Raw genomic sequence first — 26074 nt, 5'->3', positions numbered from 1 at the left:
TCCATGGTGACGACTGGCGCCCCGCCCCGGCCTACCGTCGTGTACGTGACCGAGACGACCCAGACGACGACCCAGATCGGGAACGGGAACGGCCAGGCCCGCAGCCCGGAGTTCCGACTGGCCATGGACGCCCTGCAGGGGCTGCGGCAGGACCTGTTCCACGACGCGTTCGCCTACCGCCCGCTGCCCCGCAGGGAGACCGACGGCCCGCTGGTCAGGCGGCTGCCCGGCAGGCTCCGGGAGCAGGCCGGGCTGCTCCCGCACGCGCTGGTGACGGCGGCCGGGGCGGTGGCGATGCTCGTCGCCTGGGCGAGCGGCGGTGGCACCGTGGCGGCGGTGCTGTGCGGGTTCCTCGCGCTGGTGCCGGTGCTGCTGACGCTGATCAGGCCGGTGGGCGCCTTCTGGCTGTCCTTCGCGTCGACGGCGGCCGTCGCCGTGGTGGGCACCACCTGGAGCAACTGGCCCTGGCTGCCCGGCAGTTTCCTCTCCCACCTGGCCGTGCTTGCGGTGGTGGCGATCCGGACCCGGCCGCGTACGGCGGCGTGGATGTGGGTGCTGACGGCGGCGTACGGCTTCGTCTCCGAGACCGTCTTCGGCTGGGGCCACTACAACACCAACACCGCGCCCATGCTGGTCGTCTCCGCGTTCCTCCTCCTCGCCGTCACGGTCTGGCACATCAGACGCACCGCCGAGCAGGAGGTGACCGCCCAGCAGACGGTGACCGCGCACGAGCGGTCCCGGCGCACGCTCCTGGAGGAGCGCACGACGATCGCCCGCGAGCTGCACGATGTCGTCGCGCACCACATGTCGGTGGTCGCCATCCAGGCGGAGGCCGCCCCCTACCGGGTGGAGAACCCGCCGCCGGAGCTGGAGCGGGCCTTCGCCACCATCCGGGAGAACGCGGTGGCGGCCCTCACCGAGCTGCGCCGGGTACTGGGCGTCGTCCGCGCCGAGGACTACGAGGCGCCGGACGCCCCGCAGCCCACCCTCGCCGACCTGGACGCCCTGCTCGCCAATGTGCGGGACGCGGGCCTGACGGTGGACAAGGCGGTGACCGGGGCGGTGCGGGAGCTGCCGCAGGGCGTGGAGCTGTCGGCGTACCGGATCGTGCAGGAGGCGTTGAGCAACACCCTGCGGCACGCGCCCGGCGCGGGCGCCCGCGTCGAGATCGGGTACGTCCTCGGCGGTCTCGGCCTGCGCATAGTCAACGGCCCGCCGCCCGCACCGGCCCTGATCAAGCCCTCACCGGGCGCGGGGCACGGCATCACCGGGATGCGGGAGCGGGTCTCCATGCTGAGCGGTGAGATGACGGCGGGCCCGACGGACGAGGGCGGCTACGAGGTGGCGGTGTTCCTGCCGGTCGCCACGGCGAGCGAGGGTGACGCATGAGGACCATCCGCGTGCTGGTCGCGGACGACCAGATGATGGTGCGCGAGGGCTTCTCGGTCCTGCTGAACGCGATGCCGGACATCGAGGTAGTCGGCGAGGCGGTGAACGGCCGCGAGGCCGTCACGAAGGTCCGCGAACTCTCCCCGGACGTGGTCCTGATGGACATCCGCATGCCCGAGCTGAACGGCATCGAGGCGACCAGGGAGATCGTCGCCTCGGACGGCGCGGCGAAGGTCCTCGTCCTGACCACCTTCGACCTCGACGAGTACGTGTACCAGGCGCTGCGGGCGGGCGCCTCGGGCTTCCTTCTCAAGGATGCCTCGGCCCGCCAACTGGCTGAGGGCGTGCGGGTGGTGGCCGCCGGTGAGGCCCTCCTGGCCCCCTCCGTCACCAGACGTCTGATCACCGAGTTCTCCAAGCTCTCCGACACCCCCCGCCTCCCCGCCACCGCCCAGGCGGCCTACGGCGACCTCACCGAGCGAGAGACGGAGGTCCTCGTCCTGATCGCCCAGGGCCTGTCCAACGCGGAGATCGCCGAGCGGCTCGTGGTCGCCGAGTCCACGATCAAGACCCACGTCAGCCGCGTCCTGGTCAAGCTGGGCCTACGGGACCGGACGCAGGCGGCCGTGTTCGCCTACGAGGCCCGACTGGTGACACCGCGCTGAGTGGTGCCGAGTTCGCACCACACGTACTTGCCCCGGTTGCCGAACCTGGACAGCGGCTGCCACCCCCAGAGGTCGGAACAGGCCCGCACGAGGGCGAGCCCTCGACCACCTTCCTCGTCCGCGAGGTCCATGAGCGGTGCGGGCGGCTCCGGCGGTTCGGGATCCGCGTCCCACGCCCCGATCCGCAACACCCCCTCCGCCCAGCGAACCCGCAGCGCGGCGGGCCCCTTGGTGTGCAGTACGGCGTTGGAGACCAGCTCCGTGGCGAGGAGTTCGGCGGTGTCCACGAGGCGGATCAGGCCGTGCAGGGTGAGGATGAGGCGGAGGGTGCGGCGGCTTACGGTGACGGCGCGGGGGTCGTTGGGGATGTAGAGGGAGTATTCCCAGGGGGTGTCTTCGGGCATGGGGCGGCTCCGTTGGGGTGGGGTGGTGAGTGGGGGCGGTCGCCGGGCGGTGGCAGTGCCGCAGCCGTCTTGGCAGGGCGGAGCGGTGCGCTTCCGGGGTCCCGGAGTTTCGCAGTGTGTGCGTCGCGTCACTCAACGTAGAGGAGAAATTTCTCCTCGTGCAACCCGTTGCCGTAGCCTGGCACCCGAAAGTGGCACGGTCTGCACGCAGTTGGGAATGGGAGAACGTATGGCGCCGAGAAGCAATCCCACTGCTCGGCAGGTGCGGCTGGGTGCTGAATTGCGCAAGCTGCGGGAGGCCGCAGGCCTGAAGGCCCGCGAGGTGGCGGCTTTCCTTGACTCGACGTCGGCCCAGATGAGCCAGATGGAGGCGGGTATCTCGGGAGTCAGCGCGGAACGTGTCCGTCGGCTCACGACTCATTACGGCTGCTCGGACGAGGCATTCGTCGACGCCTTGGCAGCCATGGCTAGCGAGCGCTCACGGGGCTGGTGGAGCGAGTACCGGGACGTCCTGCCCCAGGTGAACATGGACGTGGCTGAGGCGGAGCACCATGCGACGTTCCTGAATGAAGTCGTGATCACGTATGTCCCTGGGCTCCTCCAAACCCCGGACTACGCCCGCGCGGTGTTCAGGTATATGCGTCCGGAACTGGAGGAGAGCCAGCTGACCCCGCGTGTCGAGCACCGGATGAGGCGACGCCAGATCATCGAGGGTGACAAGCCGACGCCGTACGAGACGGTTGTCCATGAGTTCGCTCTGCGTATTCGTGTGGCCGACCGCCAGACATCCGTGTCGCAGCTCCGGCTCATTCTCGACGAGATCGAAAAGGGCCGGGCCACCGTGCGGGTCATCCCGGTTGATCAGGACGGATTCGCCGGTGCGGACGCCTCGATGATGTACATGGGCGGACCGTTGCCCAAGCTGGACACGGGGCTACTCGACGCGCCTACGGGGACGCTGTTCATCGATGATGAGGCCCACTTGAGCCACCTGCGAACACTCTTTCGTACGGTGAGGGGGGCATCGCTGGACCCTTCCGCGTCCCGCGACTTCATCCACCGTCTGGCGAAGGAGCTTTGATGTACTGGCGCAAGTCCACATACTCCGGCGGCGGCGAAGGCAACACCTGCGTCGAGATCGCCGAGGGCCCCGCCCACATATCCGTCCGCGATTCCAAGGCCCCGGCCCACGCGACTCTCACCTTCCCCACCCCCGCCTTCTCCGCCTTCGTCGATCACCTCAAGGACCACACGAAGGCATCGCCAACCCGCTGACCGGCCTATTTGGCCCACCCCCCGACCGGCACCCTCCGGCGCACGTGAGCCAAAGAGGCCAAACCCCGTCCGGGACCCGGCACCCCTGGTCAGCGCACCCCCCACCCAGCTAACGTCCCGACATGGCACCCTTCGACCCCTGGAACCCCGCGTTCCTCGACAACCCCTACCCCGCCTACGCCGAGCTGCGTGCGCGGGGGCGGGTGGTGTACTTCGAGGCCACCGAGCAGTGGCTGGTGCCGCACCACGCGGACGTCTCGGCGCTTCTGCGGGAGCGGCGGCTCGGGCGGACGTATACGCACAGGTTCACGCACGAGGAGTTCGGGCGGACCGCGCCGCCGCCCGAGCAGGAGCCGTTCCATACGCTCAACGATCACGGGATGCTGGACCTGGAGCCGCCGGACCACACCCGGATCAGGCGGCTGGTGTCGAAGGCGTTCACGCCGCGCACGGTGGAGCGGCTGAAGCCGTATGTGAGCAAGCTCGCCGAGGAACTGGTGGACCGGTTGGTCGCCGCGGGTGGTGGGGATCTGCTCGCCGATGTCGCCGAGCCGCTGCCCGTTGCCGTGATCGCGGAGATGCTGGGGATCCCGGAGGCCGATCGGGCGCCCCTGCGGCCCTGGTCGGCCGACATCTGTGGGATGTACGAGCTGAACCCGTCCGAGGAGACGGCGGCGAAGGCGGTCCGGGCGTCCGTCGAGTTCAGCGAGTACCTGCGCGAGCTGATCGCCGCGCGGCGCAAGGAGCCCGGTGAGGATCTGATGTCGGGGCTCATCGCGGCCCACGACGAGGGCGACCGGCTCACCGAGCAGGAGATGATCTCGACGGCGGTGCTGCTGCTGAACGCGGGGCACGAGGCGACCGTGAACGCCACCGTGAATGGGTGGTACGCCCTCTTCCGCCATCCCGATCAGCTTGCCGCCCTGCGCGCCGATCACTCCCTCGTCCCGTCCGCCATCGAGGAGCTGATGCGCTACGACACCCCGCTCCAGCTTTTCGAGCGCTGGGTGCTGGACGAGATCGAGATCGACGGGACGGTCGTGCCGCGCGGCGCCGAGATCGCGATGCTCTTCGGGTCCGCCAACCATGATCCGGAGGTCTTCCGGGCGCCGGAGGCCCTCGACCTCACCCGCCAGGACAACCCCCACATCTCCTTCAGCGCGGGGATTCACTACTGCATCGGCGCACCCCTGGCCCGTATCGAACTCGCGGCCTCGATGACGGCCCTGCTGGAGAAGGCCCCGACGCTACGGCTCGCGGAGGAGCCGCGGCGGAAGCCGAACTTCGTGATCCGGGGGCTGGAGGGGCTCAGCGTCGAGGTCTGAGGCGGCGGGCCAGGGCCCAGACGCCCAGCGCGGCGGCGGTGCCGCCGAGGACCGACAGGGGCAGTTCGGCGTAGAGGACCTTCCAGTCGGGGGACTGCTCGAAGCGGAAGAAGCGGCCACGGAAGTCCATGGACCACACCGCCAGTCCGGCGCACGCGCCGACTGCCGCGAGCAGACATCCTCCGGCGGCCTGCGTACGTTGTCCCATGTCAGCAGGGACGCGTACGGGCCGCCGGAGGTTCCGCGGTTCGTCTACTTCGTCTCCAGGTCCCGGCGCCGGAAGCCCGCCAGCCCCAGCCACACCAACCCCGCCGCGACCAGCGTCAGCAGCAGTATCGGCGTCCAGGACATGTCCGCCGCGGGGAGCTGGGGGACGTGGCCGAAGGGGGAGAGGTTGTTCATCCAGTCGGGGAACTGCAGGAGCTGCCCGAGGTAGCCGACGACGAAGGCGTACACCGGCACCACCCAGGCCGCCGAGCTGGCCCGCGGGAACCAGCCGAACAGCACCACCGCGACGCCGACGGTCACCCACAGCGCCGGTGCGTAGGCGACGGCCGCGCCCAGCAGCTTCCAGAGCAGCCCGGCGTCACCGGTCGAGGCCGCGCCGGAGATGCCGAAGCCGAGCCCGGCCAGCAGCAGGACGAGGGTGCCGCCGCCCATCGCCACGGCCAGGTGGGCGCCGACCCAGCGGTCACGGGACAGCCCCGTGGCGAGCAGCGGCTCGGCGCGGCCCGCCGTCTCCTCGGAGCGTGGCCGCAGGGCCGCCATGACGACGTACACCGCCGCCACGACCGTGATGACGACCATCACCATCGCCGCGAACGACTCGACGACGGTGGCGCCGCCGATCCGGTCCAGCGCCTCCTGGATCTGGTCGATGTCCTTCAGCATGTCCTCGGCGTCCCCGAGGATCGAGCCGTACATCGCGCCCATCAGGAACAGGCCCGCCCCGAAGCCGACCAGCGTGCCGCGGTGCAGCCGCAGGGCGAAGCCGAGCGGGGTGGCGAGCGCGTCGGAGGCGACCGGGCTGCCCAGCTTCTCCGGGCGCAGTCCGGCGCCGACGTCCCGCCGGGTGGACAGCACGAACCCGGTCGCCGCGCAGGCCACGGCGAGGGCGGCGCAGAGCAGCAGCGGCCACCAGGTGTTGTCGACGTAGGGGTAGGTGCGCTGCACCCAGCCGATCGGGGAGAGCCAGGACAGGGCCTCGCTGGAGCCGCTGTCCCCGGCGGCGCGCAGCACGTACGCGACGCCGATGACCGCGAGGGCCATGCCGCTCGCACCGCGGGCGTGCGCCGTGACCTGCACGGTGACCGCGGCGAGGGCGGCGAAGACGATCCCGGCGGCGGCATGGGTGGCGCCGTACAGCAGCGAGCCGCTGGTGTCGATGCCGTCGACGCCGAGCCCGGGGAGCCCGACCGCGAGCAGCAGCGCCAGTACGAGGTTGGCGAGGACGGCGACCGACAGGGCGGCGGCGAGCTGGGCGTGCCGCCCGACGACGGTGGAGCGCACCAGCTCGGCGCGGCCGGTCTCCTCCTCGGCACGGGTGTGCCGGGTGATGACCAGCACGCTCATCAGGCCGACGAGGACGGCCATGAAGCCGATCATCGCGTGGGAGAGCATGGCGCCGAAGTTGTAGTCGTCGAGGTAGTGGGCCGGGCCCGACATGGCCAGCCCGGCCGGGCTGTTCATGGTCTCGGCGATGTTGGCGCGGTCTTCGGGGTCGGGGTAGAGGGTCTTGTAGTTCTGCGCCGTCATGACGGTGCCGAGGAACAGGGCGAGGACCCACACGGGCAGCCGGACGCGGTCCCGGCGCAGCGCGAAGCGGATCAGGGTCCTGGTCCCGGCGAGGGTGTTGCCGCCGGTGACCGGTCCTGGTGGCGCGGCGGTCCTGGTGGGGGCGGTCGAGGTGCTCATCGCACGTCTCCCTTGGCGGGCGTGCCGCCGTGTCCGTTGGCGGCGAGTTCGTCGCCGTAGTGGCGCAGCATCAGCTCCTCCAGCGTCGGCGGGTGGCTGATCAGGCTGCGGATGCCGAACTCGGTGAGTTTGCGGACCGCGCCGTCGACCTGCGCGCCGTCGACGTCGAAGCGCACCCTGCCGTCGGTGGTCAGCAGGTTGTGGACGCCGGGCAGGGCGTCGAGACCGTCGGCGGGGCGCTCGGTCTCGGCCTCGATGGTGGTGCGGGTGAGGTGCCGCATCTCGCTGAGGGTGCCGGACTGCACGGTCTTGCCGAGCCGGATGATGCTCACCCGGTCGGCGAGCTTCTCGACCTGGGCCAGGATGTGGCTGGAGAGCAGGACGGTCTTCCCCGCGGCCTTGGCCTCGACGATCACGTCCTGGAAGACGACCTCCATCAGCGGGTCGAGCCCCGCGGTCGGCTCGTCGAGCAGCAGCAGCTCGGCGTCGGAGGCGAGCGCGGCGACGATGGCGACCTTCTGCCGGTTGCCCTTGGAGTAGGCGCGGCCCTTCTTGGTCGGGTCCAGGTCGAAACGGTCGATGAGATCGGCCCGGCGCTGTTTGTTCAGGCCGCCGCGCAGCCGGGCGAGGAGGTCGATGGCCTCGCCGCCGGTGAGGTTGGGCCACAGCTCGACGTCGCCGGGGACGTAGGCGAGACGGCGGTGCAGCTCGACCGCGTCGGCCCACGGATCTCGGCCGAGCACCTGGGTGGCGCCGGAGTCGGCGCGCAGCAGGCCGAGCAGGACCCGGATGGTGGTGGACTTCCCGGCGCCGTTGGGGCCGAGGAAGCCGTGGACCTCGCCGGTCTCGACGTCGAGGTCGAGGCCGTCCAGCGCGTGTGTCCGCCCGAAGGACTTGTGCAGCCCGGAGACGGTGATGGCCTTGGTCATGGCCTGAACGTACTCCTGTCTTCAGAAATTTGTGAAGTTAAGGAAGCGTATAAATCGCCCTTAGACTGGGGGACAGGCGCGGGACCAGGGGAGATGATGCGGGAATGGCGGATGCGGAGGCGGTGGGCCGGGACGCGGAGTCGGTGTCGCGGTTCGTGGAACACTTCGCCGCGCAGCTGGTGGAGGCGGGGATCCCCCGGATGCCCGCCCGGGTCTTCACGGCCCTGCTCGCCTCCGACACCGGCGTCCTGACCTCCGCCGAACTGGGCGAACAGCTCCAGGTCAGCCCCGCCGCGGTCTCCGGCGCCGTGCGCTACCTGGCGCAGGTCCACCTGGTCTCCCGGGAGCGCGAGCCGGGGTCGCGCAGGGAGCGGTACCGGGTGCACAGCGACCAGTGGTACGAGTCCCTCACCAACCGCAACGCGATCATCAAGCGCTGGGAGGACGCCATCCGCGACGGCGTCACCAGCCTCGGGCCCGACACCCCGGCGGGCCGTCGGCTCGCCGAGACCCTCGCCTTCTTCGAGTTCATCGAGTCGGAGGTCGAGGGGATGATGGAGCGCTGGCGGGCGCACCGGGAGAACCTGTTCGGCAAGGGGTGACCGGCGGATGCGCGGTCACCGCGTCGCGGCCACCGGCAGCATCAACCCCCACGCCGCCTCCCGCACCGTCCAGGTCCGCGTCCGCACCGGCCCCGACACCACCGTGTCCGCCCGGTAGCGGAAGTGCGCGCCGGACACGGTCACCGTCCGCCCCGCCGCCCGCAGCGGCGACGCCTCCGCGCCCACCGAGGCCGGGCGGACCTCGACCTCGGCGACTCCGGGGGCGCCCGGCGCCAGCGAGAACCCCTGCACCGGCTGGTCCAGATCGACCAGCGTCACGCCGTCGACCTCCACCCGCAGCCGCGAGGGCCCCGGGTCGGGCGCGGTGCTGCGCGGCGGACGGGCGGGGACGAGGGTGCGCACGAGGGACTGGCAGGTGCGCAGCCACGGGCGGCCCGCCGCACCCGCGCGAGCCTCCTCGCGCCCCGCGCCCAGCGGCGGAATCCCCACCGCGCCCAGCACCACCCCGTCACTGTCGTCCACCAGCAGATCGAGCCGCCGCTCCACCCCGTCCAGCACCGCCCGCGCCGCCGCGACCGGCCCCGGAGGCACCCCCAGCGACCGGGCCAGCCCCAGCGCCTGCCCCACCGGCACCACCGACAGCGCGCATCCGGCCAGTTCCCGGTGGCGGTGCAGCAGGGACACCGTCCGCAGCAGCGCCCGGTCGTCCCCCACGAGCACGGGCCGCCGGGACCCGCGCCGACGCAGCGCACGGGCGAACTCCTCCGGGCCGTCGGGCAGGCTCACCTTGGTGGCGGCACCCGCGCTGAGCACGTCCTTCGCGATCCGTACAGACTCGCCGTCCGTCCGTCGGGCGACCGGGTCGATGAGCACCAGAAGCTGGTCGGAGGTCGCCACCTCGGTCATGCCTCGCTTCCTCGGGTAGCATCTTTGTGCAAGAGCCCCTATCGCGATTGCGCCAGGGGCTTCGTCTATTTCCGGGGCATCCGGGTCCGACGGGTATACGGCCGACGACGGCCGTCGGTGGCCGATGAGGGTTGCCGGGGTACGAGGCACGGTCCGTGCCGAGTACGCCCCCGACCTTGGACATGCCCCGCCCGGAAGGGGTGTACGCGCGTGCCCGCACTTGTGCTGCTCGGTGCTCAGTGGGGTGACGAAGGCAAGGGAAAGGCCACCGACCTGCTCGGTGGCTCGGTGGACTATGTGGTGCGTTACCAGGGCGGTAACAACGCTGGCCACACGGTGGTCGTGGGCGACCAGAAGTACGCCCTCCACCTCCTCCCTTCCGGAATCCTGTCCCCCGGCTGCACGCCGGTCATCGGCAATGGTGTCGTCGTCGATCCGTCGGTCCTGCTCTCCGAGCTGAGCGGACTGGACGACCGCGGCGTCGACACCTCGAAACTCCTCCTCAGCGGCAACGCGCACATCATCACGCCGTACAACGTCACCGTCGACAAGGTGACGGAACGCTTCCTCGGCAAGCGGAAGATCGGCACGACCGGGCGCGGCATCGGACCCACCTACGCCGACAAGATCAACCGCGTGGGCATCCGGGTGCAGGACCTGTACGACGAGTCGATCCTCACCCAGAAGGTGGAGGCGGCCCTCGACGTCAAGAACCAGCTGCTCACCAAGCTCTACAACCGCCGCGCGATCGCCGTGGACCAGGTCGTCGAGGAACTGCTGGGCTACGCGGAGCAGCTCCGCCCGTACGTCGCCGACACCGTCCTGGTCCTCAACCAGGCCCTGGAGGACGACAAGGTCGTGCTGTTCGAGGGCGGACAGGGCACCCTGCTCGACATCGACCACGGCACGTACCCCTTCGTCACCTCCTCCAACCCGACCGCGGGCGGCGCCTGCACCGGCACCGGTGTCGGCCCGACGAAGATCAGCCGGGTCATCGGCATCCTGAAGGCGTACACCACCCGCGTCGGCGCCGGTCCGTTCCCGACCGAGCTGTTCGACGAGGACGGCGAGGCGCTGCGCCGGATCGGCGGCGAGCGGGGCGTGACCACCGGCCGGGACCGTCGCTGCGGCTGGTTCGACGCGGTGATCGCCCGCTACGCGACCCGGGTCAACGGCCTGACCGACTTCTTCCTCACCAAGCTCGACGTGCTCACCGGCTGGGAGCAGATCCCGGTCTGTGTCGCGTACGAGATCGACGGCAAGCGCGTCGAGGAGCTGCCGTACTCGCAGTCGGACTTCCACCACGCCAAGCCGGTCTACGAGACCCTGCCGGGCTGGTCGGAGGACATCACCGGCGCGAAGACCTTCGCCGACCTGCCGAAGAACGCGCAGGCCTACGTCAAGGCGCTGGAGGAGATGTCCGGCGCTCCGATCTCCGCGATCGGCGTGGGTCCGGGCCGGGACGAGACGATCGAGATCAACTCGTTCCTGTAGGGCCGCACGAGCGGAAGACGCCCGCCGCCGTTCGGATGACTCCGACGGGCGGCGGCGGGCCGTGTGCGGTCGAATCGGACCATGGACGACCGCCACGACCGCCGTGCCCGGGGCATGCTCTGCCAGGGCCCCTACGGCGACGAGGGCGACCCCGGTGACTGCGCGGACCCCGTGCGCTTCGAGGTCGCCCGGCACCGCAAGCCGCCGCTGCGCGTGTGTCCGGTGCATCTGGGCCCTTCACTGCTGCTGGCGAGCGGGGTGCTGTGGCCGCCGGGGATCGGTCTGATCCGCTGAGCGGCATGCTCAGCTGAAGACGATCATCGAGCCCTGCGCCAGACTGCGCGTCGCCGCCGCGTGCAGGCCCAGCCAGACGTGCCGCTCGCGGGCGAAGGGGCTGGGGTCGTACGGGGCGGGTACGGCGGGTTCCTCCAACGCGGTCGGCCCGTGCGGGGGTTCGGGCGCGGCCGGGGGGTTGGCCGGGTCGATGCCGATCGACGGGGCCACGTACTCCAGCTCCCGCAGCAGGGTCTGCGACGAGCCCAACGGGCCGCCGCCCGGGAGGAGTTCCTCGTTGGACAGCGGGTGCGGGAAGTCCACGGGGACGTACGCGCCCGCGTGGTCGTAGTGCCAGACGAGGTGGGACTGCTGGGCCGTGGTCTCGAACATCTCCAGCAACTGTTCGTAGTCGCCGCCCAGTTCGTCCACCGGGTTCACCGGCAGCCCGCACACCTGCAGCAGATAGGCGCGGCGCAGGAAGTGCAGCGCGTCGTAGTCGAACCCGGCCACCGGCGCGACATCGCCCGACAGGCCCGGCATGTACTGGTACACCGGCACCGGAGGGAGTCCGGCCTCGGCCAGCACCTTGTTGTACTGCGCGAGTTCCTCGGCGAACGGGTTGTCGGGCGTGTGGCACAACACGTCGACGAGCGGTACCAGCCACAGGTCACAGGCCAAAAGGGGACTCCTCGCGAAGGCGGGTTCGCACCAGTGCGTACCCCGGTGGTCAGGGAAGGGTAATCGGTACGGCGGGGGGTCGGGTCCCCTCGTGCAGGTCCCATACCCCCGGGCACCGCCCCACGACCGGAAAACGTCCCTCAGTCCCGCGTTGGTTCCTCGATCAGGGAGAGCGAGTGCGCGTTGCACTCGGCGATCAGTGCGCGGGCGCCCTCCATGTTGCGCCGCACCAGGGCGTCGACGACTTCGGTGTGCTCGGCCCATAGCCGCCCGCGCAGATCCGTCAGCCGCCGCAGCCGCTGCACGGTGCACACCCAGGACTGCACGCGCAGCCGGTGCAGGAAGTCCACGAGGTAGGGGTTGCCGAACAGGGCGCTCAGTTCGCGCCAGAAGCGCAGGTCGTAGCCGATCAGCACGGTGAGGTCACCGGTGCGGGCGGCGCGCTGCGCCTCCTCGCCGCGCCGCCGTACGCCCGCGAGCGCGGCGGCCGTACGCGGGTCGCCGGGGTCCCGGGCGGCGCCCCGCCCGTGGCCGAGGGCGTGGAACATGCCGTCGATGACCAGGGCGCGCGCCTCGACGAGACCGCGGAAGTCGGCGACGGAGTACTCGCGGACGTGGAAGCCGCGGTGCTGGTCGGCCTCCAGCAGGCCCTGCGCGGACAGGTCGACCAGCGCCTCGCGCACCGGGGTGGCGGAGACGCCGTACTGTTCGGCGATCTCCTTGACCGTGAACGCCTGCCCCGGCTGCAGCCGCCCGGCCAGCACCTCGTCGCGTAGCGCGTCCGCGATCTGCTGGCGCAGGGTGCTGCGGGTCACGGCGCCGTTGCCGGTGGGGCCGGGCATGGTGGGGTGTCTCCCCTCGTCGCGCTCGGTGGCGTACTCGTGCAGGTCTTCGAGCACGCCACCTTACGTGGTCCAGGGCCCAGGTTGTCCGTCCGTTACCGGGTGGACGCGTCCACTCCGCCCTACTCGTTCACGCGGTGGACGCGTCCGTACTCGTTCACGCGGTGTACTCGTCGGCGACGGACAGCGCCGCGTCCAGCGCGGCCAGCCCCTCCTTCAGCTCGGCCTCGGTGACGGTGCACGGCGGCACGACATGGGTGCGGTTCATGTTCACGAAGGGCCAGATCCCGCCCGCCTTCGCCGCCGCCGCGAACGCCGCCATCGGGGCGTTCGCCTCCCCGGCCGCGTTGTACGGCACCAGCGGCTCCCGGGTCTCCCGGTCCCGCACCAGCTCCAGCGCCCAGAACATGCCGACGCCGCGCACCTCGCCGACGCTCGGGTGCCGCTCGGCCAGCTCGCGCAGCGCCGGTGCGAGGACGTCCGTGCCGAGCCGGGCGGCGTTCGCGACGACGCCCTCCTCCGCCATGACGTTGATCGTGGCGACGGCGGCGGCGCAGGCCAGCGGGTGCCCGGAGTACGTCAGTCCGCCCGGGTACGGCCGCCTGGCGAAGGTCTCCGCGATCGCGCCGGAGATGGCGACCCCGCCGAGCGGCACATAGCCGGAGTTCACGCCCTTGGCGAAGGTCATCAGGTCCGGCGTCACGCCGTACAGGTCGGCCGCGAACCACTCACCGGTGCGCCCGAACCCGGCCATCACCTCGTCGAGGACGAAGACGATGCCGTACTTGTCGCAGATCTCCCGCACCCCGGCGAGATAGCCCGGCGGCGGCACCATGATCCCCGCCGTCCCCGGGATCGTCTCCAGGACGATCGCGGCGATGGTCGACGGCCCCTCGAAGGCGATGGTCGTCTCCAGGTGCTCGAGCGCCCGCGCGCACTCCTGCTCCTCGGTCTCGGCGTAGAAGCGGGAGCGGTAGAGGAAGGGCGCCCAGAAGTGCACCACGCCCGCCGTGCCGCTGTCGTTGGCCCAGCGGCGCGGGTCGCCGGTGATGTTGATGGCCTGCTGGGTGCCACCGTGGTACGAGCGGTACGCCGACAGCACCTTGGGGCGGCCGGTGTGCAGCCGGGCCATGCGGAGGGCGTGCTCCACCGCGTCCGCGCCGCCGTTGGTGAAGAAGATCTTGTCCAGGTCGCCGGGGGTGCGCTCGGCGATCAGCCGGGCCGCCTCCGAGCGGGCCTCGACGGCGAAGGCGGGCGCGAAGGTCGTCATCCGCGCGGCCTGCTCCTGGATCGCGGCGACGACCTTCGGGTGCTGGTAGCCGATGTTCGTGTAGACGAGCCCGCTGGTGAAGTCGAGGTAGCGGGTGCCGTCGTAGTCCCAGAAGTACGAGCCCTCCGCGCCCGCGACGGCGAGGGGGTCGATGAGTTCCTGCGCGGACCAGGAGTGGAACACGTGCGCGCGGTCCGCGGCCTTCACCGCGGCGCCGACCTGGGGATCTGGCTGAGGGGTCATGCGGGCGAGCGTAGATGTCCGCGATACGGAAGCGGTATCGGCGTCCTGTCTGCGGGTGCGGGCTTTCCGCGACAGGTTGTCGACGGTCCCAGGCTGATGATTGACAGCAGGCTGTCGGTATGACAGCCTACTGTCATACAGCCCACCAAGGGAGCAGGCCATGCCGAACAAGACCGTGCACCTCGCCGTCTACGACACCCTGGCCGACTGGGAGACCGGACACGCCACCGCCCACCTCGCCCGCGCCGGGTACGAGATCCGTACCGTCGGCCCGGCCACCGCGCCCGTGCGCAGCATCGGCGGACTGTCCGTCCAGCCCGACCTGGCCCTGGACGACGTACGACCGCACGACAGCGCGCTGCTGATCCTCCCGGGCGCCGACCTCTGGGACACCTCCGACGACCTCGCGCCCTTCGCCCGCAAGGCGCGGGAGTTCCTCGACGCGGACGTGCCGGTCGCCGCGATCTGCGGGGCCACCGCCGGACTCGCGCGGGAGGGCCTGCTCGACGACCGCGCCCACACCAGCGCCGTGTCCTTCTACCTCGCCGCCACCGGGTACCAGGGCGGCTCCCACTACGTCGAGACCGACGCCGTCACCGACGGCGAACTGATCACCGCGGGCCCCACCGAGCCCGTCGCCTTCGCGCGGGAGGTCTTCCGGCTGCTCGGGGTGTACGAGGGTGAGGTGCTGGACGCCTGGTACCGGCTGTTCCACGACTCCGACCCGGCGGCGTACGAGGTGCTGGCGAAGGCCGGGGCCCTGTGAGCCGCGACCGGCAGGACCTGCTCAGCCGGGGCGCGCTCGGCGTGTTCCGGCTGAACGGCCAGTTCCTCGCGGTGGCCGACGAACTGGCGCGGCCCGCCGGGCTCAGCGCGGCCTGGTGGCAGGTGCTGGGCGCGGTGCTGCCCGAGCCGCTGCCGGTGGCCGGGATCGCCCGCGCGATGGGCATCACCCGGCAGAGCGTGCAGCGCATCGCCGATCTGCTGGTGGAGCGGGGGCTGGCCGAGTACCGGCCCAACCCCGCGCACCGGCGCGCCAAGCTCCTCGCGCCGACGGCGGCGGGCCGGGACGCGGTACGGCGCATCGACCCCGGGCACGCGGAGTTCGCCGACCGGCTGGCCCGGGCGCTGGGGGAGGAGGGGTTCGCGGAGGCGGTACGGGTGCTGGAGCGGCTGTCGGCGGCGCTGGACGAGGTCGGCCTTCCTGTTACGGAACCGTAGAGGCATCGCATCCGATCCCCGCGTGCGGCGGCACTATTGTCGGGCCGGGGTTCACGCAGGGGGGAGGCGGTGCGGCCATGGAGAAGCTGGGGCCCGGGGAGCCGATGGGGGTCCCCCCAGGCGTTGAGCACGGGGGGAGGATCGGGCAGTACCGGTTGCTGGCGCGGCTCGGTTCCGGAGGGATGGGGCACGTCTATCTGGCCCGCTCCGACCGGGGGCGCACGGTCGCCGTGAAGCTGGTCCGGCCGGAGCTGGCGGCGCAGGAGGAGTTCCGGGGGCGCTTCCGGCGGGAGGTGCGGGCCGCGCGGCAGGTCGGCGGCGACTGGACGGCGCCCGTGCTGGACGCCGACACCGAGGCCGCCGTGCCCTGGGTCGCCACCGGATACGTCGCCGGGCCGAGCCTCCAGGAGGTGGTCGGCCGGGACCACGGCCCGCTGCCCGAGCGGTCGGTGCGCATCCTGGCGGCCGGGCTCGCGCAGGCCCTGAAGGACATCCACGCCGCCGGGATCATCCACCGCGACCTCAAGCCGTCCAACGTGCTGGTCACCATCGACGGGCCGCGCGTCATCGACTTCGGGATCGCGCGGGCCCTGGAGACGGTGACCGACGGCGGCCTCACCCGCACCGGCGCGCTGGTCGGTTCGCCCGGCTTCATGGCGCCCGAGCAGGTGCGCGGTGACCGCATCACGCCCGCCTGCGACATCTTCTGCCTGGGCTCCGTCCTCGCCTACGCCGCCACCGGCATCCTGCCCTTCGGCGGCGCCGACAGCGGGGTGCACGCGCTGATGTTCCGCATCGCGCAGGGCGACCCCGACCTCGGCACCGTCCCGGAGGGCCTGCTCGACCTGGTCGAGGACTGCCTGCGCAAGGACCCCGCCGCCCGTCCCACCCTGGACGAGATCCTGGAGCGCGTCGGCGCCGAGGACACCGTCGCCGACGGCCGCTCCCGCGAGCCGTGGCTGCCGGGCACCCTGGTGGCCCAACTCGGGCGGCACGCGGTGCGGTTGCTGGAGACCGAGTCGCCGGAGGCACCGGGAGCCGAGCCGCCCCCCGAACACGCCCCCACCGCGGACGGACCGCCCGACGGCACCCCACTGGACCGGCTCCCCACGATCGTCGTCGGCCCCGGCGCCACGGCCGCACCCCCGCCGCCTCCCACCCAGCCCGCGGCCTACGGCCATCCGCACCCCGCCTACGGCTACCCCGCCCCGCACCCCGCCTACGGCGGCTCCACCCCGCCGTACGGACCGCCGCCCCTCGACCCGACGGCCACCCCGCCCTACGGTCCGCCCGGCGAGCCACCGCGGCGCAACGGCCGCACCACCGCACTGCTCGTCACGGTCGCGCTGGTGGTGGCGCTGGCGGCCGGGGGATCGGTGTACGCGCTGATGAGCAACGGGGACGGGAAGGACACGGCGGCCGACCCGACCCCGTCCGTCTCGGCCGTCACGACCCCGCCCCCGTCCCCGTCACCGTCACCGAGCACGACCACCACCACTCCACCCCCCGAGGACGAGGGCACGGTCCCCGCCGCCTACCTCGGCACCTGGACGACGACGATCGACAACGCGGCCGGGCAGCACTCCCGGCGGCTGACCGTGCAGCAGGGCGAGGTGGGGGACACGGTGCTGAGCCTGGTCGCGGACGGCCCGACGGACGGGGGCGGCACGTACCACTGCGTGTTCGAGGCGGACCTGACCGACGCCCCCTCGTCCGAGGACGGCCCGCTGAGCATCGGCCCCTCCACGGTGACCGTCGCCGAACCGGCCACCGCGTGCTCGCCGGGCGAGGCCACCCGGGTCACCCTGCTGTCGGACGGCAGGCTGGAGCGGGTGAACGTGAGCACGGGGGAGGAGTTGACGTACCGCAGGCAGTGAGTCAGTTGAACGTACATTGAACTTCTGTGACGGACTGCTGACTGAGCGCTCGTACGCACATACGGTGACCCCCGGTCGAGACGGGTGGGGGGCACGGCGATGGAGTGGCTGAGCGCGGAGAACGTGATCGCGGTGGTCACCGCGTTGCTCGGCGTCGCCGCGTCCACCGGCCTGGTCTGGTACGAGCGCCGGGTGCCGAGCCAGAAGCGCCTCGGCTACCGCGTCCAGACGGACAACCCGATAGGCAACGAGGTCAGCTCGGGCCGCCCCAACGTCCGTACCGGCTTCTTCCACCACTCCCTGAACATGGACGACGCCACGCTCGTCCTGCTGCGCATCGAGAACGACGGTTCCCGCAGCATCGCCCGCGACGACTTCACCTCCGCCGACCGGCACGGCCTGACCGCCGTGTTCGAGGACCGGGTCATCGAGGGCGTCTCCGTCACCGAGCCGACCGGCGACGGCGACCTCACCTCCTACTTCACCGAGGAACGCGGCTTCGGCTACGAGGGCAACCGCCTGCGCATCCCACGGGTCCCCCTCAACCGCGGCGACTACTTCAAGCTGCTGGTGCTGCTCACCGGCGGTGACGTGGGCCGGGAGGTACGGCTGGTCGGCGGCATCCGGGACGGCAGGGTGCACCGCAACCGCGGGGGCACGCCGGACGACAAACCACCGGTGTTCAGCTTCCCGGCGCGGGTCCTCACGGCGCTGCTCACCGTGTCCGTACTGGTTCTCGCGGGCATCATCCTGCTCCGCGACGGCAACCCCATCGAGTGCGAACGCGGCGAACTCACCGTCACCGGTTCCACCGCCTTCGCGCCGGTGATCGAGGAGATCGCGGACAAGTACGAGGACAAGTGCCAGGGCGTCGACATCACCGTCGACGCGCGCGGCAGCGAGGCCGGGGTCGCCGACCTCGGCGCGCTGGTGCGGGACGACAAGGGCGGCGCCGGTTCCGTGATCGCCTTCTCGGACGGTCCGCTGGGCGCGCGCTGGGGCCTGAAGGGGCAGGGGATCGCGCTCTCGGTCTTCACCGTCGTCGTCCACGAGGGTGTCGGGGCGGAGATCGACCGGGCGGGCGGCCTGTCGGTCCCGGAACTCCAGGAGATCTACCGGGGCGACGCCGCTCGCTGGGGCGACATCCTCCCCGACGCTCCCCCCGCCATCGCCGGTCTCCCCATCGTCATGGTCAGCCGCGGCGACGACTCCGGCACCCGCCAGGTCTTCCAGGACCGCGTCCTGAAGCACTGGGAGGACGTCCCGAGCACCTCCCTCGACTGCGGCACCCCGCCCTCCTCCGACTCCTCCCGCACCCGCTGCGAACTGGGCTCCACCCGCGAGGTCCTCAACAAGGTCGCCGCCCGGCCCGGCGCCATCGGCTACAGCGAACTCCGCTTCGCCGAGGACCACGACAAGCTGGCCCTCGTCGCCCTCGACGGCCACAAGGCCGACATCAACCTGATCGCCCAGGGCGCCACCGACTACCCCTACCGCGACGTCGAGTACGCCTACACCGCCCCGTCCCCGGAGGCCCTGACGACCAGCTTCCTCGACTACCTGGAGACCGGCGGCAGCCGGGAGATCGTCGAGGACGGGGGGCATCTGCCCTGTTCGCGGTACCGGCAGTTGTGCAGGTGAAGCTGACGTGGCCGCGGGCGGTCGTGCCGCCCGCACCAACGCCGGTCACCCAGCGACCCCCCACCAGGAATCGTCACCGAGGCTCCGGCGGCCGCTGCCGAGGCATGTTGGGCCGAGTCCCATTCCCCGGCGGCAACGAGAACCGCCCACCCCCGGCCCCCGCGGCATCCCCCCGCCCCCCACCGGCGCCCCCCGCCTGAACCCCCAACGGCACGGACGCCCCGGCCCGGAACTCCACCATCCAGTCCGCCGTCTCCGTCCGCACCAGCTCGGTCACATCCTCCGAAAACCGCCGCAGCACCCCCAGGCACCGCTCCGCCGCCTCCCCCGCCGTCCCCTCCGCGGGCCCGAGCACCTCCCGCACGCTCTCCGACGCCCAGTCGAACTGCAACGCCAGCAACCGCCGCTGCACGGCCTGAGCCGTGGCCACGTCCCTTATCCACCCGGACGTCACCCCGAAGAACCGGTCCACCCCCACACAGGCCACCGCCACCAGCAGCGCCAGATAGCCCCACGGCGCCGCCCCGCCCACCACCCCCGCGAGATCCACCAACGGCAACGCAGCCCCCGTCACCGCCCCACACGCCGCCCCACCGCGCAGCACGCGCGCACAGCGCCGCTTCCAGACCCGGTCGACGAGATACCAGGCCACGGTCTGCAGCGCCCCCCGCTCCACCCACCGGTACAGCTCGTCCAGACGCTCCGCGGGCTCCCCCCAGTCACCGAGCGGAAACGCCCGCCCGGCCAGATCGCCCGGCCGCAGCCCGGCCGCACCCTCGTCCCGCCCGTCCCGCGGCGGCCTCTCGGGCTGCATCTCCGGCTGACCCACCCGGCACTCCCTACTGGTCAACTGCGTCCGGCACGTATGCGGGACCCTTCCTACCTCCCAATGGGTGGCGAAGAGGACGGTTTCCCCGCTTTTCCGCCCGGAAGAGGGCGTTGATCAGGTATAGGCCACAGTCCCGACTCACTCGAAAGAGTGGCGGGGCGAGCCCCGCGAGGACCACGTAGGCTCGTCCCAGGAGTGACGACGGACATGACGACATGACGGCGAGGAGCTGATCGTGATCCCCGGTGGTGGCCAGCCCAACATGCAGCAGCTGCTTCAGCAGGCCCAGAAGATGCAGCAGGACCTGGCGAAGGCCCAGGAGGAACTGGCCCGCACCGAGGTGGACGGCCAGGCGGGCGGCGGCCTGGTGAAGGCGACGGTCACCGGCGCCGGAGAGCTGCGCGGGCTGCAGATCGACCCGAAGGCGGTGGACCCGGAGGACACCGAGACCCTCGCGGACCTGATCGTCGCGGCCGTGCACGCGGCCAACGAGAACGCGCAGGCGCTCCAGCAGCAGAAGCTCGGCCCGCTGGCCCAGGGCCTGGGCGGCGGCGGCATCCCGGGCCTGCCTTTCTAAGCGGGCGCGGGCCAACTACCGTACGTACCGAAAGACCATAGGAAGGACGGCAGTCCGTTGTACGAAGGCGTGGTCCAGGACCTCATCGACGAACTGGGGCGGCTCCCCGGCGTCGGTCCCAAGAGCGCGCAGCGGATCGCCTTCCACATCCTCCAGGCGGAACCGACGGACGTACGGCGCCTCGCCCAGGCCCTGCTGGAAGTGAAGGCGAAGGTCCGCTTCTGTGCGACCTGCGGCAACGTGGCGCAGGAGGAGAACTGCAACATCTGCCGCGACCCGCGCCGCGACCCGTCCGTCATCTGCGTGGTCGAGGAGCCGAAGGACGTCGTGGCGATCGAGCGCACCCGGGAGTTCCGGGGCCGCTACCACGTCCTGGGCGGCGCGATCAGCCCGATCGAGGGTGTCGGTCCGGACGACCTGCGTATACGAGAACTTCTCGCGCGGTTGGCCGACGGGTCGGTCACGGAGTTGATCCTGGCGACGGACCCGAACCTGGAGGGCGAGGCGACGGCCACGTACCTCGCCCGCATGATCAAGCCCATGGGCCTGAAGGTCACCCGCCTGGCCAGCGGCCTCCCGGTGGGTGGCGACCTGGAATACGCGGACGAGGTCACCCTCGGCCGCGCCTTCGAGGGGAGACGACTCCTAGATGTCTGACGCCACGCTGCACGCGACGAACCAGAACCCGGACGACTTCGCGGTCCAGATCGCGGACCAGATCGAGAGCTTCCTGGTCGCCGTCACGGAGGTCGCTAAGGGCGACGAGCCGGACTCGGCGGTCCCCTTCCTCCTCCTGGAGGTCTCGCAGCTCCTGCTCGCGGGTGGCCGTCTCGGCGCCCACGAGGACATCGTCCCGGACGACCGCTACGAGCCCGACCCGGGCCCGGAGCAGGACGTGGACATCCTCCGCGAGAACCTGGCCCGCCTCCTCGACCCGGTCGACGTGTACTCGGAGGTCTTCGACCCCTACGAGCCCCGCAAGGCCCCGGTCCCGGCCCGCATCTCGGACGACCTGGCCGACGTCATCGCCGACCTCCGGCACGGCATGGTCCACTACCGCGCGGGCCGCACCACGGAGGCCCTGTGGTGGTGGCAGTTCTCCTACTTCTCCAACTGGGGCTCCACCGCCTCCGCCACCCTCCGCGCCCTCCACTCGGTCCTCGCCCACGTCCGCCTCAACCAGCCCCTCGCCGAACTCGACGGCCTGGACACCGACCAGGGCATGGGCGACGACACCCTGGAAATCGAGGCGGGCGCGGTCATGGCGGAGGAGATCGCGGGTCCCCTGGGCCTGCGTTCGTCGGCTCCCCAGTGACGGAGGATCTCGCGTCCTCCGCCGGGCGGGCGGTCGCCTCGTTGAGCTGAACTCATCCGTCTCGTCGACACGACCGCCCCCGAGAACGCGCCCGACGCTCAGGCGGTGCCCCGCCGCACCTCCCTGCCGGTCACCGTGGTGGCCTGACACAGGGCTTCCGCGTCGACATACGGCGCCGTGGCCGTCGGCTCGCTGTACCACCGCAGCGGCCAGGTGTTCCCGTCCAGCGCGGGAACCCCGATGTAGGTGACGGTACGGACCCCTCGGCCGCCGAACTGCCGCACGCCCAGCGGCCACTGGTGCCTGCGCCCCTCGCCGGGTGCGAGCAGGAAGTACATCCACCGGAACCCGTTCACCTCACAGACGATCGGCCCCGCGTCCCCGTCCGCCCTCTCGATCAGCCGCGCGGCGACCAGTTCCCCACGCACGCCCTCGATCCGTACGGCATCGAAGTACACACCGGTGAGGTGGAGTTGGTGGCCGGTGGCGGGGACCCAGTCGGGGGCGTGGATTGCGTTGTTCATGGTCACACGGTGTCCGCTGGGGGATACGCTCGGTAGTGACTGAGGAGATACACGCCGGGGTGTATCGATCGGAGGTGCGCGCGGTGTCCGTCCGGAACAACTCCCAGCCGCCTGTCACTTGGCGTTACAGCGGTAACCAGATGAAACGCTGGCGCACCAAGGCGCGGATCAGCCGCGAAGAACTGGCCGCGGCCTCCAACTACTCGCCGGACACCATCAAGGCGATGGAGCAGGGCGTGCGGATGCCGACGCCCCGGGCGCTTGATGTGGCCGACGAGTTGTGCCATGCGGAGGGGCTGCTGAGCGCGGCCAAGGATTATCTGCACCGGGAGAGATTTCCTGCGCGGGCGCAGGACTTCATGGAGCGGGAGAAGGAGGCGATCAGTCGCTGGTCGTACGAGATGGCGTTGATCCCGGGGCTCGCGCAGACGGAGTCGTACGCCCGGGCGCTGATCGAGAACCGCTACCCGCCGCTGGGTGAGGAGACGGTGGAGGCGCGCATCGCGGCGCGCATGGAACGGCAGGCCATCCTCACCCAGCGGACGCCCCCCGTGGCCGCGAGCTTCGTCCTCTACGAGGCGGTGCTGCGCAGCCCTCAGGTGGACGCGGCGCAACTACGCCGTCTGCTGGAGGTGTCCCGGTTGCGGAACGTCGAGTTGCAGGTGCTCCCCTTCGAACGGGCCATCAGCGCGGCTCTCATGGGACCCATGGTTCTGCTGGAGACCGGCGATCACGAGCGGTCCGTCTTCACCGAAGGGCCGTTCGCCAGTGAGCTTTCAGCCGAGCCGGAGATTGTCAGCAGAGTGGCCGGTCGCCTTAGCATGATCCGCGCGCGGGCCCTCAGCCCCGATGAGTCGGCCTGCTTCATCGAGCGGATGGTGGATCACAGCCATGAGTGACCAGCTGAAGTGGTTCAAGTCGAGCTACAGCGACGATGAGGGCGGCGACTGCGTCGAAGTCGCCCTCGCCTCCCCCACCCACATCCGGGACTCCAAGAACCCGACCGGCCCCGAAATAGCCGTCGCCGCCCCCGCCTGGGCGGCGTTCATCGCCGCGGTTCGGCCCGGAGCTTGAGCCTCGGGCTTCGAGCATGGCCGTATGGCAGGGCGGTCGAAGGCGTTGCCGTGGGTGGGGACCGGGCTGTCCGCCCTCGTCGCCGAATACGGCCAGGTGGCCGGAGGCAGACCGGACCTGTCCGATGCCCCGTACAGCCTGTCCGCCGCCCTCGACGTCCTCCGGCGGACAGGGTGACCTGGCCCACTTTGTGGATGCCTCCGCCCGGGATGGGCATGTGCCATGGCGAGCAGCCGGAGACGCCGCGAGGTGATCGCAGGGTGAGCGGGACATCTCACCATGCGGTATCCGAGAGGCGGGATCCGGCTGCTCGATAGACTGAGCCGACCGCGGTACATCTACGTACGTGCGGAAAGAGACGGATTGAGCGAGGAGCGCACGTGGGCCTTGTCGTGCAGAAGTACGGAGGCTCCTCCGTAGCCGATGCCGAGGGCATCAAGCGCGTCGCCAAGCGGATCGTGGAAGCGAAGAAGAACGGCAACCAGGTGGTTGCGGTCGTTTCCGCGATGGGCGACACGACGGACGAGCTGATCGATCTCGCCGAGCAGGTTTCCCCGATCCCTGCCGGGCGCGAGCTCGACATGCTGCTGACCGCTGGAGAGCGGATCTCCATGGCGCTGCTGGCCATGGCGATCAAAAGCCTGGGGCACAACGCCCAGTCGTTCACCGGCAGCCAGGCAGGTGTCATCACCGACTCGGTCCACAACAAAGCGCGCATCATCGATGTGACGCCGGGGCGCATCCGGGCCTCGGTGGACGAGGGCAACATCGCCATCGTCGCCGGGTTCCAGGGTGTCTCGCAGGACAAGAAGGACATCACCACGCTGGGGCGCGGTGGGTCCGACACCACCGCCGTCGCGCTGGCCGCGGCCCTCGACGCCGAGGTCTGTGAGATCTACACCGACGTCGACGGCGTGTTCACCGCCGACCCGCGCGTGGTGAAGAAGGCCCGGAAGATCGACTGGATCTCGTTCGAGGACATGCTCGAACTGGCCGCCTCCGGGTCGAAGGTGCTGCTCCACCGGTGTGTGGAGTACGCGCGCCGGTACAACATCCCGATCCACGTCCGGTCCAGCTTCAGTGGGCTGCAGGGCACCTGGGTCAGCAGTGAGCCGATTACGCGAGGGGAAAAGCAGGTGGAGCAGGCCATCATCTCCGGTGTCGCACACGACACCTCCGAGGCCAAGATCACGGTCGTCGGTGTGCCGGACAAGCCGGGCGAGGCGGCCGCCATCTTCCGCACCATCGCCGATGCCGAGATCAACATCGACATGGTCGTGCAGAACGTGTCGGCGGCCTCCACCGGGCTGACCGACATCTCGTTCACCCTGCCCAAGACCGAGGGCCGCAAGGCCATCGACGCCCTGGAGAAGAACAAGGGCGGGATCGGCTTCGACTCGCTCCGGTACGACGACCAGATCGGCAAGATCTCGCTGGTCGGCGCCGGGATGAAGACCAACCCGGGCGTCACCGCCGCGTTCTTCGAGGCGCTCAGCGACGCCGGGGTGAACATCGAGCTGATCTCGACATCCGAGATCCGTATCTCGGTCGTCACCCGCGCCGACGACGTCAACGAGGCCGTCCGCGCCGTGCACACCGCCTTCGGGCTCGACTCCGACAGCGACGAGGCCGTCGTCTACGGGGGCACCGGGCGATGACCTCCCGACCGACGCTCGCGGTCGTGGGGGCGACCGGAGCCGTCGGCACCGTCATGCTCCAGATCCTGTCCCAGCACGCGGACATCTGGGGCGAGATCCGCCTGATCGCCTCACCGCGCTCGGCTGGCCGCAAGCTGGCCGTGCGCGGTGCGGAGGTCGAGGTCGTGGCGCTGGGCGAGGAGGCCTTCGACGGCGTCGACATCGCCATGTTCGACGTACCCGACGAGGTGTCCGCGCAGTGGGCGCCGATCGCCGCCGCCAAGGGTGTGGTGGTCGTCGACAACTCCGGCGCCTTCCGGCTGGACCCGGATGTGCCGCTGGTCGTGCCCGAGGTCAATCCGCACGCGGCCCGCGTCCGGCCGCGCGGCATCATCGCCAACCCCAACTGCACCACGCTGTCCATGATCGTCGCCCTGGGCGCGCTGCACGCCGAGTTCGGGCTGCGTGAGCTGGTCGTCTCCTCGTACCAGGCGGTGAGCGGGGCCGGACGGGCCGGGGTGGAGACGCTGCGGCAGCAGATCGACCTCGTCGCCGGGAGCGAGCTGGGCACCAACCCCGGGGACGTGCGCCGGGCCGTCGGGGAGAACACCGGGCCGTTCCCGGAGCCGGTCGCGCTGAACGTCGTACCGTGGGCCGGGTCGCTGCGCGAGGACGGCTGGTCCTCGGAGGAGATGAAGGTGCGGGACGAGTCCCGCAAGATCCTGTCGCTGCCCGGCCTGCCCGTCGCGGTCACCTGTGTCCGGGTGCCCGTCGTCACGGGCCACTCGCTCACCGTCCACGCCCGCTTCGAGGACGAGGTGACGGTCGCCCGCGCGCGCGAGATCCTCGCCACCGCGCCGGGCGTGGTGCTCTGCGACGATCCGGCCGCCGGGGAGTTCCCCACCCCGGCCGATGTGGTGGGCACCGACCCGACCTGGGTGGGCCGGGTACGGCGCGCGCTCGACGACCCGACGGCGCTCGAACTCTTCGTCTGCGGCGACAATTTGCGCAAAGGGGCGGCACTCAACACCGCGCAGATCGCGGAACTGGTGGCGGCCGAGCTGTCCTGAGGCGCTCCCTGGGCCGGTTGGTCGGCCTCGTGGCCGGAAAAGCCCTGGCCATGGCCGGATCGGTTTGTAAGATCGTCTGCGCATGACAATGTGGGCCGGTGGATGGTCCGTACCACTTGAACTGTGCCCCCCCCGG

At 71.1% G+C, this 26074-nt stretch carries 30 protein-coding genes; 20 read left to right on the top strand and 10 right to left on the bottom strand.

Translation table 11 applies throughout. From position 1 onward, the window contains the following. Positions 1 to 3 precede the first annotated feature (3 nt). Together ACFVQG_RS08855 and ACFVQG_RS08850 are read left to right on the top strand one after the other, a co-directional pair. Positions 4 to 1389 (top strand): histidine kinase, encoded by a 1386-nt coding sequence (locus tag ACFVQG_RS08855; RefSeq protein ID WP_383378458.1) that lies wholly within the window; start codon positions 4 to 6, stop codon positions 1387 to 1389. Beyond that, positions 1386 to 2054 carry a response regulator gene (locus tag ACFVQG_RS08850; RefSeq protein ID WP_383378456.1) on the top strand — a complete coding sequence of 223 codons (669 nt, stop codon included), beginning with the start codon at positions 1386 to 1388 and terminating at the stop codon, positions 2052 to 2054. Before ACFVQG_RS08855 ends, ACFVQG_RS08850 begins: the two co-directional genes overlap by 4 nt. Here ACFVQG_RS08850 and ACFVQG_RS08845 read toward each other — a convergent pair. Beyond that, positions 2024 to 2458, bottom strand: coding sequence for an ATP-binding protein (locus tag ACFVQG_RS08845; protein ID WP_383378454.1), 435 nt, complete (start codon positions 2456 to 2458; stop codon positions 2024 to 2026). The two genes, ACFVQG_RS08850 and ACFVQG_RS08845, sit on opposite strands and share 31 nt — an antisense overlap. Positions 2459 to 2687: 229 nt before the next feature. On the opposite strand from ACFVQG_RS08845, the gene ACFVQG_RS08840 reads away from it, so the two are divergent. The 3 genes from ACFVQG_RS08840 to ACFVQG_RS08830 all read left to right on the top strand — a co-directional run bounded on the left by ACFVQG_RS08840 (position 2688) and on the right by ACFVQG_RS08830 (position 5058). Beyond that, positions 2688 to 3539, top strand: coding sequence for a helix-turn-helix domain-containing protein (locus ACFVQG_RS08840; RefSeq protein WP_383378452.1), 852 nt, complete (start codon positions 2688 to 2690; stop codon positions 3537 to 3539). Further along, a complete protein-coding gene (locus tag ACFVQG_RS08835) occupies positions 3539 to 3733 on the top strand; it encodes a DUF397 domain-containing protein (RefSeq protein ID WP_383378450.1) in 195 nt (64 codons plus the stop codon). Before ACFVQG_RS08840 ends, ACFVQG_RS08835 begins: the two co-directional genes overlap by 1 nt. A gap of 122 nt (positions 3734 to 3855) precedes the next feature. Continuing rightward, the gene (locus ACFVQG_RS08830; protein ID WP_383378448.1) at positions 3856 to 5058 is read left to right on the top strand and encodes a cytochrome P450; all 1203 of its coding nucleotides are present in this window, start codon (positions 3856 to 3858) and stop codon (positions 5056 to 5058) included. On the opposite strand, the gene ACFVQG_RS08825 is transcribed toward ACFVQG_RS08830, so the two are convergent. The 3 genes from ACFVQG_RS08825 to ACFVQG_RS08815 are packed head-to-tail and all read right to left on the bottom strand — an operon-like array spanning position 5042 to position 7901. Beyond that, positions 5042 to 5266: a hypothetical protein gene (locus ACFVQG_RS08825; protein WP_383378446.1), complete on the bottom strand. Its 225-nt coding sequence runs from the start codon at positions 5264 to 5266 to the stop codon at positions 5042 to 5044. The two genes, ACFVQG_RS08830 and ACFVQG_RS08825, sit on opposite strands and share 17 nt — an antisense overlap. A gap of 44 nt (positions 5267 to 5310) precedes the next feature. Further along, positions 5311 to 6972 carry an ABC transporter permease gene (locus ACFVQG_RS08820; protein WP_383378444.1) on the bottom strand — a complete coding sequence of 554 codons (1662 nt, stop codon included), beginning with the start codon at positions 6970 to 6972 and terminating at the stop codon, positions 5311 to 5313. After that, positions 6969 to 7901, bottom strand: a complete 933-nt coding sequence (locus tag ACFVQG_RS08815) for an ABC transporter ATP-binding protein (protein ID WP_383378442.1) — start codon at positions 7899 to 7901, stop codon at positions 6969 to 6971. Before ACFVQG_RS08815 ends, ACFVQG_RS08820 begins: the two co-directional genes overlap by 4 nt. Before the next feature lie 104 nt (positions 7902 to 8005). On the opposite strand from ACFVQG_RS08815, the gene ACFVQG_RS08810 reads away from it, so the two are divergent. Next, positions 8006 to 8503 (top strand): GbsR/MarR family transcriptional regulator, encoded by a 498-nt coding sequence (locus ACFVQG_RS08810; RefSeq protein ID WP_383378440.1) that lies wholly within the window; start codon positions 8006 to 8008, stop codon positions 8501 to 8503. A 15-nt stretch (positions 8504 to 8518) separates the two neighbouring features. Here ACFVQG_RS08810 and ACFVQG_RS08805 read toward each other — a convergent pair whose 3' ends face one another. Beyond that, positions 8519 to 9370, bottom strand: a complete 852-nt coding sequence (locus tag ACFVQG_RS08805) for a diacylglycerol kinase (protein WP_383378439.1) — start codon at positions 9368 to 9370, stop codon at positions 8519 to 8521. Between the two features lie 210 nt (positions 9371 to 9580). Here ACFVQG_RS08805 and ACFVQG_RS08800 point away from each other — a divergent pair, with 210 nt between their 5' ends. Beyond that, a complete protein-coding gene (locus ACFVQG_RS08800) occupies positions 9581 to 10864 on the top strand; it encodes an adenylosuccinate synthase (protein ID WP_383378437.1) in 1284 nt (427 codons plus the stop codon). An 81-nt stretch (positions 10865 to 10945) separates the two neighbouring features. Beyond that, on the top strand, positions 10946 to 11158 hold the full coding sequence (locus ACFVQG_RS08795) for a hypothetical protein (protein WP_383378435.1): 213 nt from the start codon (positions 10946 to 10948) through the stop codon (positions 11156 to 11158). A 9-nt stretch (positions 11159 to 11167) separates the two neighbouring features. Here ACFVQG_RS08795 and ACFVQG_RS08790 read toward each other — a convergent pair whose 3' ends face one another. The 3 genes from ACFVQG_RS08790 to ACFVQG_RS08780 form a co-directional block, all read right to left on the bottom strand. Further along, the gene (locus ACFVQG_RS08790; RefSeq protein ID WP_383378433.1) at positions 11168 to 11818 is read right to left on the bottom strand and encodes a hypothetical protein; all 651 of its coding nucleotides are present in this window, start codon (positions 11816 to 11818) and stop codon (positions 11168 to 11170) included. Between the two features lie 140 nt (positions 11819 to 11958). Beyond that, positions 11959 to 12660 carry a GntR family transcriptional regulator gene (locus ACFVQG_RS08785; protein WP_383379724.1) on the bottom strand — a complete coding sequence of 234 codons (702 nt, stop codon included), beginning with the start codon at positions 12658 to 12660 and terminating at the stop codon, positions 11959 to 11961. Positions 12661 to 12817: 157 nt separating this feature from the next. Continuing rightward, the gene (locus tag ACFVQG_RS08780) at positions 12818 to 14173 is read right to left on the bottom strand and encodes an aspartate aminotransferase family protein (RefSeq protein ID WP_383378431.1); all 1356 of its coding nucleotides are present in this window, start codon (positions 14171 to 14173) and stop codon (positions 12818 to 12820) included. Positions 14174 to 14333: 160 nt separating this feature from the next. Here ACFVQG_RS08780 and ACFVQG_RS08775 point away from each other — a divergent pair, with 160 nt between their 5' ends. The 4 genes from ACFVQG_RS08775 to ACFVQG_RS08760 all read left to right on the top strand — a co-directional run bounded on the left by ACFVQG_RS08775 (position 14334) and on the right by ACFVQG_RS08760 (position 18912). Continuing rightward, positions 14334 to 14939 carry a type 1 glutamine amidotransferase family protein gene (locus tag ACFVQG_RS08775; protein WP_383378429.1) on the top strand — a complete coding sequence of 202 codons (606 nt, stop codon included), beginning with the start codon at positions 14334 to 14336 and terminating at the stop codon, positions 14937 to 14939. After that, positions 14936 to 15394, top strand: coding sequence for a MarR family winged helix-turn-helix transcriptional regulator (locus ACFVQG_RS08770; RefSeq protein WP_383378427.1), 459 nt, complete (start codon positions 14936 to 14938; stop codon positions 15392 to 15394). Before ACFVQG_RS08775 ends, ACFVQG_RS08770 begins: the two co-directional genes overlap by 4 nt. A 77-nt stretch (positions 15395 to 15471) precedes the next feature. Then, the gene (locus tag ACFVQG_RS08765) at positions 15472 to 17271 is read left to right on the top strand and encodes a serine/threonine-protein kinase (protein ID WP_383378425.1); all 1800 of its coding nucleotides are present in this window, start codon (positions 15472 to 15474) and stop codon (positions 17269 to 17271) included. Positions 17272 to 17370: 99 nt separating this feature from the next. After that, positions 17371 to 18912, top strand: coding sequence for a PstS family phosphate ABC transporter substrate-binding protein (locus ACFVQG_RS08760; RefSeq protein ID WP_383378423.1), 1542 nt, complete (start codon positions 17371 to 17373; stop codon positions 18910 to 18912). A 73-nt stretch (positions 18913 to 18985) separates the two neighbouring features. Here ACFVQG_RS08760 and ACFVQG_RS08755 read toward each other — a convergent pair whose 3' ends face one another. After that, positions 18986 to 19741, bottom strand: a complete 756-nt coding sequence (locus tag ACFVQG_RS08755) for an SLATT domain-containing protein (protein WP_383378421.1) — start codon at positions 19739 to 19741, stop codon at positions 18986 to 18988. 235 nt (positions 19742 to 19976) lie between these two features. Between ACFVQG_RS08755 and ACFVQG_RS08750 the strand changes: the two genes are divergently transcribed. The 3 genes from ACFVQG_RS08750 to ACFVQG_RS08740 are packed head-to-tail and all read left to right on the top strand — an operon-like array spanning position 19977 to position 21633. Then, a complete protein-coding gene (locus ACFVQG_RS08750; RefSeq protein WP_383378419.1) occupies positions 19977 to 20318 on the top strand; it encodes a YbaB/EbfC family nucleoid-associated protein in 342 nt (113 codons plus the stop codon). Between the two features lie 57 nt (positions 20319 to 20375). Beyond that, on the top strand, positions 20376 to 20975 hold the full coding sequence (recR, locus tag ACFVQG_RS08745) for a recombination mediator RecR (protein ID WP_383378417.1): 600 nt from the start codon (positions 20376 to 20378) through the stop codon (positions 20973 to 20975). Next, the gene (locus tag ACFVQG_RS08740) at positions 20968 to 21633 is read left to right on the top strand and encodes a DUF5063 domain-containing protein (protein ID WP_383378415.1); all 666 of its coding nucleotides are present in this window, start codon (positions 20968 to 20970) and stop codon (positions 21631 to 21633) included. Before recR ends, ACFVQG_RS08740 begins: the two co-directional genes overlap by 8 nt. Before the next feature lie 98 nt (positions 21634 to 21731). Here ACFVQG_RS08740 and ACFVQG_RS08735 read toward each other — a convergent pair whose 3' ends face one another. Continuing rightward, the gene (locus ACFVQG_RS08735; protein ID WP_383378413.1) at positions 21732 to 22157 is read right to left on the bottom strand and encodes a hypothetical protein; all 426 of its coding nucleotides are present in this window, start codon (positions 22155 to 22157) and stop codon (positions 21732 to 21734) included. 140 nt (positions 22158 to 22297) lie between these two features. On the opposite strand from ACFVQG_RS08735, the gene ACFVQG_RS08730 reads away from it, so the two are divergent. The 5 genes from ACFVQG_RS08730 (at position 22298) to ACFVQG_RS08710 (ending at position 25938) form a co-directional block, all read left to right on the top strand. Next, positions 22298 to 23056 (top strand): helix-turn-helix domain-containing protein, encoded by a 759-nt coding sequence (locus ACFVQG_RS08730; RefSeq protein WP_383379722.1) that lies wholly within the window; start codon positions 22298 to 22300, stop codon positions 23054 to 23056. Then, on the top strand, positions 23049 to 23231 hold the full coding sequence (locus ACFVQG_RS08725) for a DUF397 domain-containing protein (protein ID WP_383378411.1): 183 nt from the start codon (positions 23049 to 23051) through the stop codon (positions 23229 to 23231). Before ACFVQG_RS08730 ends, ACFVQG_RS08725 begins: the two co-directional genes overlap by 8 nt. A gap of 24 nt (positions 23232 to 23255) precedes the next feature. After that, positions 23256 to 23408, top strand: a complete 153-nt coding sequence (locus ACFVQG_RS08720; RefSeq protein WP_383378409.1) for a hypothetical protein — start codon at positions 23256 to 23258, stop codon at positions 23406 to 23408. Between the two features lie 203 nt (positions 23409 to 23611). After that, positions 23612 to 24889 carry an aspartate kinase gene (locus ACFVQG_RS08715; protein WP_383378407.1) on the top strand — a complete coding sequence of 426 codons (1278 nt, stop codon included), beginning with the start codon at positions 23612 to 23614 and terminating at the stop codon, positions 24887 to 24889. Next, entirely contained in the window at positions 24886 to 25938 is a 1053-nt protein-coding gene (locus ACFVQG_RS08710; protein WP_383378405.1) for an aspartate-semialdehyde dehydrogenase, read from the top strand. Before ACFVQG_RS08715 ends, ACFVQG_RS08710 begins: the two co-directional genes overlap by 4 nt. Positions 25939 to 26074: the final 136 nt, after the last annotated feature.

It is taken from the genome of Streptomyces sp. NPDC057877 (assembly GCF_042796855.1).
Taxonomy (GTDB): domain Bacteria; phylum Actinomycetota; class Actinomycetes; order Streptomycetales; family Streptomycetaceae; genus Streptomyces.
The sequence above is the reverse complement of the archived record's forward strand: the minus strand, read 5'-3'. Positions and strand labels throughout refer to the sequence as shown.